The organism is Streptomyces sp. NPDC059850 (assembly GCF_042731515.1).
GTDB lineage: Bacteria > Actinomycetota > Actinomycetes > Streptomycetales > Streptomycetaceae > Streptomyces.
Genome location: NZ_JBHWJI010000030.1, coordinates 1 through 13,523, shown reverse-complemented (window position 1 = coordinate 13,523; position 13,523 = coordinate 1). Strand labels below are relative to the sequence as shown.

Sequence of the window (13,523 nt, the reverse complement as noted above, 5' to 3'; positions counted from 1 at the left end):
ATGCGAACAGACTGCGGATGCGGCTGCGGTGGCGACGCCACCCGGACCTCCGCCTTCGTACGTCCTCGCTTCTTCGCAGGGCAACTGCTGACCGAGGACGATCTCAGCCTGCTGCTGGACTACACGACGGCGAAGCGCAGACTGCACAACCGGTCGCTCTACGGGCCGGGCGTCATCTGCGGCCTCGGCGTCACCTGCGACCCGTGCGGCGGCGGAACCGTGGCCGTCCATCCCGGGCACGCCCTCGACTGCGCCGGAAACGACATCGTCGTGTCCTGCACGGAACGCGTCGACGTCCGGGCCCTGGTGCAGGAGCGGCGCATCAGCGCCCTCGGCGTGGACTGTGGCGAGGACTGCGACGATGAGGGGGACCGGCGCTACGGGCTCTACGTGCGCTACCAGGAGCTGCCCGTCGAACCGGTGGCCCCGTACGCCACGGAGGAGCCCTGCCCCTCGCCCGGATGCGTGCCTTCCAGGATCCAGGAGGGGTTCCGCTTCGTCGTCAAGTGCGACGACTCCGAGGACCACCGCCACAACCCCGGCACCCGGCTCCTCGCGAGCATCGGCGACCTCCCGCGCGCGGACCGGGCCCGCACCCGCGACCGGCGGCTCAGCCTGTACACCGACGCCCTTAACCTCGCCTCGACCGGCATCGGCCGCACCTTCCGCTTCGACGCCGCCGACGCCCAGCGGTACGCCACCGCCCTCGCCTGGCTGCGCGCGAACGCGGCCGGAGAGGGCCCGCCGCCCCCGCCGACGGCCCGCGAGATGACCGAGCACGTGCGCGCGCTCGCCGCCGCCGTCGCCCGGTTCGACACCTACGACGCGGCCGGGCAGGGCCAGCTCCGGCATGACTACCCCGACCTCGCCACCGTCCAGGAGGCCCGAGGCGTCCTGGGCACGGCGTGCGAACGGCTCCGATCCGCCGACGCGGAGGCGGCGTGGCCCGACCCGCTGCACGCCACGATCGCCCACGCCGTCGTCACCGAGACCGCGGCCCGGGTCGTACCGCAGCGCGGAAACGAGGACGCGCCACTCGAACTGCGCATGCTCGCCCAGGGCACCCCGCTCGGCCACGCGCTGCGGGTGGAGTTCCGCGCGGACCTCGGCCTGATCCGCGAGTGGCTGCTGTGCCGCCTGGACCAGGCCGACGGCCTCGCCGACTGCGCGCTGCGCACGGACGTCGCCGCCGCCGACGTACCACCGCCCCTGCCCGCCCCGCCACCGGACAGCACCGAGACGGCGACCGTCGCCGAGGTGCAGCAGATCGCGGAAGCGGCCGCGACGCTGTCCACCGCCCTGCGCCGGTTCCTGACCGACGCGGCGTGCGCCACGCTCAACCCGCCGTGCGGCGACTGCACCGACACCGATGTCCTGCTCGCACGGGTGGAGCTGGACGGCTGCGACGTCGTACGGGTCTGCTCCGCCACCCGGGAACAGGTGCTGCCCGGCGGCTCGGCCTACGGCGAATGGCTGCCCAAGCTCTACCGGCTGCGCGAACTCGCCGAGCGCGTGTGCTGCGCACCCCTGCCGCGGTACCAGAAACCCACCCTCCCGACCGAGGGCCCGGTGGCGCGCCCGTACGCGGACGGGCTGCTCGGCGACTGGCCACGCGGCGGCGACCTGGAGGAGATGCTGTCCCTGCTGCTGACCCCCGCGCCCGGCGAGACACCGCCCAAGGCGCTGCACGAACAGGTCTACACGACCCCCAGCGAAGTCACCGACAGCATGCGGGAACTCGCCCGGCTCAGGACCCAGGTCGCCGACCTCACCGCCGCCGTGGAGGGCCTGCGCGCCCACCTGGGCAGCACCGAGACGCAAGTGGCCCACCTGGAGGAACACCTCGGGCCGCGCGACGACACGCCGGACCCGGACCCGGACGAGGGCGGGGGAGCGGACCAGGCGCCGGATCGTTCGGACGCGCCCGCCAAGCCCCCGGCCAAACGCACCCGGTCGCCCCGCCCCCGTACCCAGAAGCCCGGTGAGACACCATGACGGGCCCCCTGCGCCCCGCCTTCCACGAGGGCCAGGTGCTCGCCGCCGCCGACCTGTCGGCCACGGTCGAGTACGCACGCGGAAGCGCCGCCCGACACGCCCGCCACCTGCACGAGTGGGGCGTCGTCGAAGGCCTCGCCCTCGCCACCCAGCCCCGCACCGACCCACTGACCAACGCCCGCTATACGGAGGTGAGCGTCGCGGCGGGCATCGCCGTCGACGGAACCGGCCGCGAGCTGGTCGTCACCGATCCGGTCGTGCTGCGCGAGAGCGACTTCGAAGAGGTCAACGGCGCGGACCAGCCCACGGACGAGCCCTACCCGGTCTTCCTCACCTCCGCCGACCGCGAACCGGCCCAGCGGCCCGGACCGGTCTCCTGCTCCGGCAGCGCCACCAAGACCCGGGTGGAGGAGTCGTACCAGATCCTCTTCGGCCGCCTCGGCGACGAGCGGCTGGTCGCGGAGCAGCGGCCGCCCGCCATCGGCGCCCCACCGGCCGACCCGCCCGCCCGCTGGCTCGTCCTGCTCGGCTACGTCCGCTGGACGGACGGCCACTTCAGCGGCGTCGAGACCACGGCGCGCGGTGTCGGGGTCCGTTACGCGGGCGTGCGCGCGGACACCGTATCGGCCCGGTCGGGCGCGCTGACCCTGCGGACCGGCGCGGAGGCCGAGGAGGGCAAGCCCGCCCTCGTCCTGACCGGCGGCGACACACCGAACCTGGTCTTCGGCCTCTACCAGGGCAGCGGCACGGTCGCACCCCTGATGACGCTCGCCGCCAACGGCAACCTGACCATCGAGGGCAGCTTCAGCGGCCGGATGCCCGCCGGGAGCACCCTGGTGGCATCCGGCACCGCCACCGACGGCATGCTGCTGCCCCTGCCGTCCGGCATCACCCCGGAACAGGTCGCGGACGGCCGGGTCGTGATCCACGTCCAGCTGACCCCGCGCATACCGCCCCTGCCGGAGGCGACGCTCTACAGCCCGGTGGAGGCCGCCGTGGACGCCGACCGCCGGGTCCGGTGCCGGGTGCGCCTGCACAACCCCCTGGTCACCCCGGCCAAGGTGACCGAAGCGCCCGGGGCGGTCGACTTCCTCGTCGTGGCGACGGTCGCACCAACGAACGGCGGTGGCTGACGATGGCTCTTACCGTGGTGTACGCGGCCGACACCGGCCACGTCGTGGGCGCGCTGGCCCTGACCGGTACCGCCACCGCCGCCTTGCCCGAGGCGGCCGACCTCGTCGGGTCCGCGCTGCCGCTGCGCGTCGCCCTGGGCGACGGCCGCATCGCGACCCTCCCACTGAGCGCCAGGGAACTGGCCGTGGCGGCCGTTGACGACGAACCGGGCGCCCTCGCGGAGCCGTTGGCCTTTGGCGTCGAGGTGACCACTGACGGCAAACCCAAACCGGCGCTGGTGCGCCTCGCGTCGTGGCCCGACGACATCGCGCTGGCCACCGACGGGCTCACCCTCACCGTGAAGGTCGCCGTGGCGCGCCCGACGCCCGTGGTCGCCCTGGTGTCCGACGAGCAGAACACCCATGTGCTCGCGGGAGAGATCCCCGCCCAGCAGACCCAGGTGAAACTGCCGGTGACCCTCGTCGCGGGCGATGTCCACGGTGTGCTGGTGCTCGCCGCGGGCTGGGCGGGCCACCTGACCGTGGAGAAGGTGACATGAGCGCCCCCACCGCGCCGGACACCGGCGAGACCGGAGGTCCCGGTGAGATCACGGTGCACCGCTGCACCGTGACCGTGGTCCGGCGCGGTGGGTGGAGCTGGGGGCCCGATCCACGCGGCCTCGTCCGCCACGTAGTGGACTCCCTCCCCGAGCTGCTGGCGGACCACTTCGCCGAGCGGCTGGGGGCGGACGGACCGGACGTGGAGATCACCGAACCCCTGACCGTCACGGTCCGGCCGGGCCGGACGGGCAGCACCGGCCGGGCAGCGAGCGGCGGGCCGCCCGTCGAGGTCCACTTCGCACCCGTGCCGATGGTGGAGATCCCCGCCGACACGCCCGACGCTGACCCCTACGCCGTGTCCTTGGAGGAGTCCTTCGCCGCGGCCCCCATCCCGCCGACCGCACCGAGCGCCGCAGCACTCTTCGCCGAACTCGCCGAGCGTGGCGAACTGGACGCGCTGCTCGCGCTGTTGCCGGAGGAGTCCGTACGGGCGTATCTGCCCGCCCTCCTCGGCGCCGACGACGCGACGGCCGCCCGGCTGCTCGCCGAACTCGTCGTACGGACCTTCGCCACCGGGACCGCCGAAGCGCTGCCCGAGCCGTTGCGCACCGCCTTCGCGGCCGTCGGCACCGACACCGCCGACCTGCCCCGGGCCCTCGCCGCGTACGTAACGTCGGCAACCCCCGACGAGACGCTACGGCTGGCCCGCACCCTGGCCGCCACACCCGGCCCCTCCACCCAGCCATTCCCTCCGGACCGCACCACCGATCCGCCACCCAGCACCACAGACGGCGACACCAGCGCGGTGGAGCCCAAGGCGGCGCGCGCCACACCGATGGTGCAGCGCACCACCGGCGAGGTACGGGTGTGCTCCGCGCTGCCCTTCCTCCTCGCCGGACCCCTGGCCCGGATCGGATACCTCGACGCGATCGGCCCCGCCCTGGCAGGCCTCGAACTCGCCGAGGACGCACCGCTGTTCGCGGCGGCGCTCGCGTACAAGGTGCTGGGCGCGACCGCGCGCGGCTGGCGCCGCACCGAACGGGACGGCGAGGCCGCGGCCGCCTTCGCCGGTCTCCACCCACCCGTCGCCGAAGAACACCTGACCGCCTTCGCCCGCCAGGTGCGCCCCGCGCTCCCGGTCCTCGACGGCGTCCTGGCGCTCTCGGTGTGCCGTGGCCACGACCCCGCCGATCCGCTCCTGATCACCGGCGCCGACGACGCGCTCCTCCTCGCCGACGCCCAGGGCATGTTCCCCATCGCCTGGGCCACGGACGCCGCCGGGCTGCTGCCGTACTGGCAGGCGTCCGGGCGGCCGACCGTACTGCTCTGCGACGGACCCCTGCCGCCCGGCACCCTGCGCGACCTGGCCACGGGAGGCGTGCCGTTCCTCACCGGCGTACGGCCGCTGCGCGGCGATCCGGTGGCGCGGCTGCCCTGGCGCACCCCGCTGTGGACCGCCGTGGGCGCGACCCCGGACCTGCGGCTCGCGGCCGAACTGCCCGCCCACGCCGAGCGGTTCGCGGACCTGGTCACCGCCCTGGTCTCCGAGCGCCGGGCGGTACCGCTCGCACCGGACCGAGGCCTGGAACGCACCGTCACCCTGGCCGCGGCCCTCGGACTGGCCACGATCGCCTGGACGCTCTGGCGCGACCGTGAGACACCGGATCCGCTGCTGGCCCTGCGCCGCTTCGCCGACCTGGAGGCCACCGTGCGGTTCGAGGCCGAGGCCGTCCGGGTCCGCGTACCGATGGGACGGCGCCACACGGACCTCCTGCGCGGCGGGCTGCTCGCCGACGTACCCGACGTGGTCTGGCTGGGCGGCCGGACCCTGACCTTCTCGGCCGGGTGAGGCACATGGGCGAACCAGCGGTCGAGCACCTGCGCCTCCGGCTGGCCGACGTACACCGGGCCCTGCACGTCGCCGTCGAACGGCAGGCACAGCTGGCGGCCCGGCTCACCCGGCCGGACCTCACCCCGTACTGCGTCACCGACGAACAGGTCGGCGTCCTCCTCGGCGAAGTGCACGCCTTCAGCGACACCATGGCCGCGCCGTACGCCCCCCGGCGGCAGGAGCCGGAGCCCGAACGTGACCTGCGGCGGCGCGCGTCCGCCGAGGGCACCACGCTGCCGCTGGACGCCCTCGCCACCCGCTTCGGCCTGACCCGCGCCGAGCAGGACGCGCTGCTGCTGGTCGCCGCGCCCGAACTGGACCGGGGCTACGAGCGGATCTACGCCTACATCGTGGACAACCTCAACCGCCGCCTCCCCAGCGTCGAACTGCTGGTGACCGTGGGCGCGGGCACCGGCGCCGACAGCGCGCCCGCCCGCCTCGCCCTGCGCCGCTCCCTCGGCCCCGCCGGGCCCCTGCGCCGGTACGGCCTGCTGCGCGCCCATGGCGAGGCCCCGGTCGAGCTGGCCCAGGAACTGGTCCTCAGCCCCGGGGTGCTGGACTTCCTGCTGGGCTGGGGCGGCGACGTCGGACTGCTCGGCCACGATCCCGGCGATGTCGCGCCGCCCGAACCGCGCGTCCTGTCCCCGCATCTGTCCTCGGACCGGCTCATCCGGCTGGGCCGCGCGCTCGGCTCCGGCGATATCGACCTGGCCGGGCTGTGGGGGTGCCCGCCGGGCGGCCAGCTCGACGCCGTCCAGGCCCTGGCCCGGGCCGCCGGAACACCGCTGCGGACCCTGACCGCCGACCCCGAGGCCGACCTGCGGATCGCCGCCGCGCTGGGCGCGGTGCTGTGGATCCCCACCGACGACCTCCACGGCGAGCAGCAACGGCCGCACGCCGACGCGATCTCCGCCGCGCTGCCGCGCTCACGCGTACCGGTGTGCCTGACCGGCCTGAAACCCTGGCGCCCCGCAGGCCTGCTCGCCGCCCGCGCCTACGCCGAACTCACCGTCCCCACACCGAAGTTCACCGACCGCCGGGCCATGTGGTCGGCCGCGCTCCCGGACCTGGACGGGCCGCTCCTCGAAGACCTCGCCGTCCGGTACCGGATGAGCGGCGGCGAACTGCGCGCCGTCGCCTCGGTCGCGGACGCCGGGGCCCGGCTCGCGGGCAACGGACACCCGGAGCCGGTCGCCGACCACGTCGAACCCGCCATCGCCACTGTCACCCGGGGGCGCAGCGGCAGCGCCGTCCACTCCATCGTGCCCCGCCGCACCGTCGACGACCTGGTCCTGCCCGACGTCCAGTTCCGCCAGATCCTGGAGATCGCCTCGGCCTTCCGCGCCTGGCCCCGGATCTCCGAGAGCTGGGGCTTCGCCCGCCGCTCCGGACACGGCGGAGTCAAGGCGCTCTTCACCGGGGAGCCCGGTACCGGCAAGACCATGTCCGCCGAGATCGTCACCGGCATGCTGGGCCTGGAACTCCTCAAGGTGGACCTCGCCCAGGTCGTCTCCAAATGGGTGGGGGAGACGGAGAAGAACATGGAGACCGCGTTCCGCCAGGCCGAGGAGAGCCAGGCGGTGCTGCTCTTCGACGAGGCCGACGCCCTGTTCGGCAAGCGCGGCGAGGTCAAGCACGGCACCGACCGGTACGCCAACCTGGAAGTCGGCTACCTCCTGCAACGCCTGGAGGCCAGCGACGGACTGGTGATCCTCACCAGCAACCTCAAGGACAACATCGACCCGGCGTTCACCCGCCGCTTCCACTTCGTCGTCCACTTCCCCCGCCCGGCCGCCGCCGAACGCCGCAGACTGTGGCGCATCGCCTTCCCGCCGGAGGCCCCCCTCGCCCCCGACGTGGACCTGGACGCCCTGGCGCGCCTCGACATGACCGGCGCGGGCATCACCGCGGCGGCCCGCACCGCCGCGCTCTCGGCGGCGGACGGCGACAGCGCTACGATCGGGATGCGCCATATCGTCCGCGGCGTGGCACGCCAGTTCCAGCGCGAGGCCCGCCTGCTCCGCCCGGCCGAACTGGGCCCCCACGCCCACCTCCTTGACGACGCGACCCAGGGGTGACCGCCGATGCTGCCCACCGAACCCCCGCTCTCCCTGCACCGCCTGGTGGCCCCGATCCCACCGGCCCGAACCCCGGAAACCGCGGCCGCCACCCACCAGACCCCGGCCCCGGCTCCCGCCGCGCCGCAGTCGGCGACCCCGCTCGACCGCCTCCTGGCGGTGGGCCAGAACCAGGTGGGCAACGCGGCGGTGGCGGCCCAGGCGAACGCCGTCCCGCACCCGCCGGTCGTGGTGGCGGTGGTGGCGCCGAAACCGAAACCCGCTCAGCCCTCCTGACCCTCCGTGCCCTCCTGGCCCCCGGCCGCCTTCCGTCGCAGCTCCTCGACCAGTTCGAGGGAGGCGCGCGCCTGCTCCACCTCCCCGCGGTCCACCGAGCCAGCGCCCCGGTTCCACGGCTGCCGCGACTCCTCGTCGAGCCGTCGCGCCTCGTCGGCGTGGACCTCGTACAACACGTCGAGCAGGGAATCCCCGCAGCGCACCGCCTCGGCGTCGCGCACCTCGCTGTAGGGGTAGGCCGCCGCGCGGAGACAGAACGCCGTGGGACGCCCCGCTCGCAGCTCCTCGATCCGGTAGCACACGATGTGGTCGTCCCCGGCTGAGGTGGCCGCCGGAATCTGCACCAGCGGCAGCAGGTCGGGGTCCAGGGCCAGGACCAGCAGTTCGGTGTCGGCCAGCGGTCCGGGTACGTCGGCGGGGCCGCCCTGGCCGGGCGGGACGGCCAGCTGCCAGGGCTGGTTGGCGAAGAAGGCCAGCAGATCGAGGGCGGACAGTCCCGCGCCGGCGAGGACGAAGACCTCTTCGGGGAAGTCGGCGCCGTAGCATTCGCGCAGCACCTCGCGCGGCCCCAGCCCGCTCTCGTACAGCGCCCGCGCCAGGCGCGTCATCGAGGCGTAGTCGTCGCGCGACGCCGCCTCCCGCAGCCGTCCGACGGTCTCCGGGTTCACTGCGCGTCTCCTCCGCTCTCCGGTGCGTCCTTCATGGCCTCGTCGAGGGCCGTGCGGACACTCTCCCAGTAGGTATGCAGTTCGGGGGCGGTCATCGCCTTGATGATGTCCGAGGTCAGATCGTGGGCCCGCTGGGCGGCCTGTTTGCGCCGCTCGTCGCCTCCCGAGCCGCGGACGAGCCGCTCGACGGCCGTCGCCAGCTGTTGCAGCTCCGCCTGGATGCTCGGGCTCTGCGCGGTCAGCCGGGGCGTGTCGGCCATGAGCATCGCCACGTTCTCGATGTGGACGAAGACGGTGTCCCGCAGTGTGAACCGCAGCCTCTTGGACATGCCGGGATTGGCGTGGAAGTACTCCCGGGAGAGGGTGTGGGCGCTGGTGTAGGACTGCGACTGGATGATGAGCGCGTACATCCGGTGCGCCACGCGGATGGCCTCCTCCGCGCCGCCCTTGCCCCGCATCTTGCCCCGGTCGGCCAGGTGGACGTCCGACGGTTCCACGGTCAGTCCGCGGTCCCGGTCTCCCGGCTCCGGGCTCGTGGTGGTGGACGCCCCCGGGGCGTAGGCGACGGGCAGCTCCTCGCCGAAGACCTCCATGTACCGGATCCGCAGGGTGCGTCCCTCCGCGCTGCCGATTCCGTAGAGCCCGCCCTGGATCTGGCGCAGGGCGGCCAGCCGGCTGTTCTGGAAGAGGCCGTCCGGCCGCTTCCGGTCCCACGCCTTGATCAGCATGTTCGGCTCGGTCGGGTAGAGCATCTGAGGGAACTTCTTGCCGATGACGACGCGGATCGCCCGGTCCAGCTCGTTGGCGAGCAGCGTGAGCTGCTTGGGGCGCTGGTCGCCCTCCGGGCTCCAGTTGAAGCCCTTGAAGCGGTAGCCGCCGATCGTGATCTGCGGATGGCTCTCCATCGCGTCCAGGATCTGCTTGTACGCGGCGAGGACGCCCGTCGTCTCGGACACCGCGACCCCGGTGTCGGCGTCCTGGCCCAGGATGTGGACCTGGTCGTTGGCGTGCGACAGGATGGCCGTCGCCTTCTCGGTGTACGAGGAGTTCGTCACCTCCTCGCGGAAGAGGCCGTAGGGGAGCGCGTCCTTGTCGCGCAGGCCCTTCTCGTGCTTCTCGGCGACCCGCTTCTCCTCGCCCGTCAGCTTCTTGTACTTGGTGCGCACCTCCGCCATCGGGACCTCATGGCCGTCGTTGTGCAGCCACTTGGGCGTCCAGATGAAGCCGAAGACGGCCATGATGAGCTTGACCGGCCGCTTGACGGCGTCGATGGCCTCGTTGAGGACCTTGCTGTCGTTCTTCTGGTCGAGGTGCTCGAAGGTGTTGACGCCGATGACGACGGCGGTGCTGATCGGGCCGAAGTGCTTGGTCTCCGGGTTCTTCCAGGCGTCGTGGAGGTAGCGGGCGGCCATGCCCGGGTTCTTCTTGACCTCGCCCGGGACCGCCGCCATGTTGACGACGAAGCCGGTCCGCGCGTCGCGCCCCTCCATGGGAAGTGCCTTGATCGAGTTGAGCTGGTCGACCGCCTTCCCATGCTTCCTGATCTTGAAATTGCCCTCGGCCGGGCCGATCTTGTAGGGGAACTTGTCGCCCAGATCCTCGACCGGGGTCTCCGCCTCCGGGTTGATGGCCACCTTGACGCGGTACTTGTCCCCGGTGACCTTGGTGAGACGGATCCGGGTGAGGCGGTGCCGCCGCTTGATGGCCGGGAGCCCGCGCCGTACGGACTTGACCGTCGCCGACTCCTCGTTGAGCAGGGCCGTCGCGTCCCGCACGGCGGCGTCGAGGGCGCGCTTCTTGTCCGCCTCGGTCCGTTTGTCCGGCCGCTTCTTGTCGGGCCGCTTCTTCTTCGGGTCGCGCCTCCGCTTCGGCCTGCGCCGGTCGTCCTTGCGGGGCTTGCGCCGCTGAACCGGACGCTTCCGCTTCGGCCTGCCCGGCCGCTTCCGGTCCGGCTTCCGCTTCGATTTCGGCTTCGGTTTGGGCTTCTTCTTGGCGGACTTCGGCTTGATCTTGGCCCAGAGCTTCTTCACCAGGCCCACGATCTTGTCGATCACCCAGTCCACGGCCCGGCTGACCGGTTTGGACATCGCCTGGACGATCTGCTTCACGCGGGAGGCGATCCCGCCCACGCCCAGGACCGCCGCCAGGACGCCCAGCAGGACCGGGATGGACCGGGCCAGGGCGCGTTCGATCAGCCCCGGCACGCCGCCGGCTCCGCCTCTGGCGATGGCGATGACCGCGTCCAGCACGGCGTTCACGAACTCGAAGATCTGGCGTGCCTGGGTGACGATGAAGCGTACGAAGTCGATGATCAGCTTCACCGCCCGGATGAACGCCGACGCGGGGTTGAGCAGCGAGAGCACCCACATGATCCCGGCCTGGATGATCGTGGGCGTCACATACGCGATGACCTTGTCCAGCAGCCCCTTCTTCAGATCGCCCACGCGCGTCTTGAGGTCGTCCCACATCCCCGCGACGCCCCGCTTGCGGGTCTCGGCGACCAGCGGCACCGAGGTCTCGGCCGCCGTGACCGCCGGTTCCATCGTCGGCACCTTGCGGACGATCCGGGCGCGGATGTTCTGCCACGTCAGCCCGAGTACGGAGGCGAGCATCCTCAGCACGCCCTGGGCGTCGAACTTCGACGGCACCTCGATGCCCGCCTCGGCCGTCTTTCCCAACAGCCACGACATGATGCCCTGTTGCAGATGGCGCCCGATGTTCGCCAGGAACTGCCGCAGACCGGCGCCGACGGCCGACACCAGATTACGCAGGAAGCCGATCGGGTCCTTGAGGATCAGCATCACCGCCTGCGCGGCCTTGGCCAGCACCGACAGCAGCAGCCGCTTCAGCTCCAGGATGGTGTTGATGACGGCCTTGACCGCGCTCACGGCCTTGTCCACCAGGCCCTTGTTCTTCTCCTTCTCCGCGGCGATCTCGTCGTCGACCGACTTCAGCGCATCGGTGTACTTGGTGGCCAGCGTGTCGACGAGCTGGGTGCCCTTGTCGTCCACGGACTGCGTGAGTTCGTCGAACTTGTCGGTGAACTCGGCGGCCGCCTCCCGGCCGATGGACCGCAGATCGGCCGGGAGCGCCTGTACCGCGGCCTGCAGCTCCGTGCGGCCGTCGGCGATGCGCCGCTTCGCCCGGTTCAGCTCCCCGCCGATGGTGTCGGCGACGTCGGAGATCACCTGCCGCATCCGGCGGACGTAGTTGTCGCGGGCCTCCTCGAAGATCTTGTCGGCCTCGGCGGGCAGCCCCGCGAACAGGTCCCGCACCCAGCGCAGTTTGCCCGTCGCACCCGAGTACCGCCTGCTCTTGTACTCGTCCATCTTCCGCTTGTGCTCGGCGGTGAAGTCGTCCCGGGCCGCCTTCTCATCCCTGCCGAACTGGTCGTCGACCAGCTTGTCGAGCCCGTCGAGGATGGACTCGACGTCCTTCTTCATCGTGTCGAAGACGCCCTGCAGTGTCGCCGTGACCTGGGCCCGCTTGTCCTCGTCCCGGCCCTTGGCCCCCGACTTGCCCGCCCCGACCTGCTGCCCGGTGCGCACCCGGTGCGCGCCCATCGCGCCCATGGCCGCGGCGCCGAGCCGCTTCGCCCGCGCGGTGGAGGCGTGCAGCTCGCCCGCCTCATGCTTGCGCAGCTGCTTCGGGGCCGTCGCGGAGTGCCGTTCGGCGGCCTTCTTCTCGCCCAGTGCCTTGCCGAACGTGGGCTCGTTGGACTTCTTCAGCTGCGCCTCGGTGACCTGCGCGTCCGCCATCCGCTGGTCGACCTGGGCAGGCCCCGCGGACATGTCGGTGGCCGACGGCGGCAGCTTGTCCGGTACGGCGCTCGCGGGGTTCGGCGTCCCCGGGGTGCCGGGCGGCCGGTCGGCGGCCAGCGGTACGACCTTCTTGGGCACCGCCGCCGAGGTGTCCGGCGGCGCCGCGGTCGTCGTGGCGATCTGCTCGGCCGAGTCCGTCTTGCCCTCGCCGACCTTGCTGTCCACTTCCGCCCGCACCTCATCGGCCTTGCCGGAGTCGGCGAACTTGTCCGCCTCGTCAAGGTTCTTCGGCGCCTTCTCGGCGATCGCCTTCTCGACCGCCCTGATGAACGCTTCCTTGTCGAACTCCTTCGGCTTGGCCTCGTTCATCTTCTCGGCGTTGGCGGTCTTGCCCTGTGCCTCTTCGTCGTCCTTGGGCGGCAGGGCGGCGTCCTGCGCCGCCGTCGCCTCGGTCTTGGGAGGCGGGTGCGACGTCGCCACCGAGCGCTTCTTGCGCCGTACGTCCTGCTTCAGCGCCGCGAACTTCGGATCCGCCTCCGGTCCGGGACGCGCCGCCACCTCCGCCCCGCCCCCGGAGGCCGCGGCCGCCGCGACCGCGCCATTGCCGACCGTGTCCTGCCCGGCGCTCGGCTGTGCGGCCGACGCGGGCGGAAGCGGCGCCGGACCGCGCCCGGCGGCCAGCGCCGCCGACACGGCCGCGTTGGACGCGGGGAGCGGGGGCCGTACGGGGCCGGGGGTGCGTGCTTCCGGACGCTGCCGCACCGGGGCGGAAGCCGTCTTCGACGACTTTGGCCGCGGCGCGAGGGCTTTGGGCGGTGGCATCGGTCGGAACCCCTCCCACAGCACGTTCTTCCCGGTGAAGCGTGCCAGCACGGGCGTGACGCGACCGTCACCCCGCTGTCCCCCCAGCGTCTCCACGAGCCCGGACCGCGTATCCGCCCGCAGGCGGGGAACGCGAAAGGCGAGGACAGAGGAAAGGAGTTCCCGTGCCCGTCACCTTCCGCAAGAGCTTCCGCGTCTTCCCCGGCGTCCGGCTCAACATCAACCGCAAGTCGGTCTCCGTCACCCTCGGAAAGGGCGACGCCAAGCGCACCTACTCCTCCACCGGCCGCAGGACGACGTCGATGGACCTCCCCGGCCCCTTCGGCTACCGCAAGACCACCACACGCCACTGACGACAG

9 protein-coding genes are annotated in these 13,523 nt (G+C 72.6%); 7 read left to right on the top strand and 2 right to left on the bottom strand.

The window, feature by feature from the left end:
• From ACFV9T_RS24110 to ACFV9T_RS24085, 6 genes are read left to right on the top strand one after another with little or no spacing between them, the layout of a single operon-like run.
• Complete coding sequence (locus tag ACFV9T_RS24110) at positions 1-1,995, top strand: hypothetical protein (RefSeq protein WP_385443732.1); 1,995 nt, start codon at positions 1-3, stop codon at positions 1,993-1,995.
• Positions 1,992-3,128 (top strand): hypothetical protein, encoded by a 1,137-nt coding sequence (locus ACFV9T_RS24105; protein ID WP_385443731.1) that lies wholly within the window; start codon positions 1,992-1,994, stop codon positions 3,126-3,128. Before ACFV9T_RS24110 ends, ACFV9T_RS24105 begins: the two co-directional genes overlap by 4 nt.
• 2 nt (positions 3,129-3,130) lie before the next feature.
• Positions 3,131-3,667: a hypothetical protein gene (locus tag ACFV9T_RS24100; protein ID WP_385443729.1), complete on the top strand. Its 537-nt coding sequence runs from the start codon at positions 3,131-3,133 to the stop codon at positions 3,665-3,667.
• Positions 3,664-5,517: a hypothetical protein gene (locus ACFV9T_RS24095; RefSeq protein WP_385443726.1), complete on the top strand. Its 1,854-nt coding sequence runs from the start codon at positions 3,664-3,666 to the stop codon at positions 5,515-5,517. Before ACFV9T_RS24100 ends, ACFV9T_RS24095 begins: the two co-directional genes overlap by 4 nt.
• A 5-nt stretch (positions 5,518-5,522) precedes the next feature.
• Positions 5,523-7,637: an ATP-binding protein gene (locus ACFV9T_RS24090; RefSeq protein WP_385443725.1), complete on the top strand. Its 2,115-nt coding sequence runs from the start codon at positions 5,523-5,525 to the stop codon at positions 7,635-7,637.
• A 6-nt stretch (positions 7,638-7,643) separates the two neighbouring features.
• Positions 7,644-7,913 (top strand): hypothetical protein, encoded by a 270-nt coding sequence (locus ACFV9T_RS24085; RefSeq protein ID WP_385443723.1) that lies wholly within the window; start codon positions 7,644-7,646, stop codon positions 7,911-7,913.
• On the opposite strand, the gene ACFV9T_RS24080 is transcribed toward ACFV9T_RS24085, so the two are convergent.
• Positions 7,901-8,581, bottom strand: coding sequence for a hypothetical protein (locus ACFV9T_RS24080; protein ID WP_385443721.1), 681 nt, complete (start codon positions 8,579-8,581; stop codon positions 7,901-7,903). The two genes, ACFV9T_RS24085 and ACFV9T_RS24080, sit on opposite strands and share 13 nt — an antisense overlap.
• Positions 8,578-13,164, bottom strand: coding sequence for a hypothetical protein (locus ACFV9T_RS24075; RefSeq protein ID WP_385443720.1), 4,587 nt, complete (start codon positions 13,162-13,164; stop codon positions 8,578-8,580). Before ACFV9T_RS24075 ends, ACFV9T_RS24080 begins: the two co-directional genes overlap by 4 nt.
• A 164-nt stretch (positions 13,165-13,328) precedes the next feature.
• On the opposite strand from ACFV9T_RS24075, the gene ACFV9T_RS24070 reads away from it, so the two are divergent.
• Positions 13,329-13,517, top strand: a complete 189-nt coding sequence (locus ACFV9T_RS24070; protein WP_385443718.1) for a DUF4236 domain-containing protein — start codon at positions 13,329-13,331, stop codon at positions 13,515-13,517.
• The last annotated feature ends 6 nt before the right edge of the window (positions 13,518-13,523 follow it).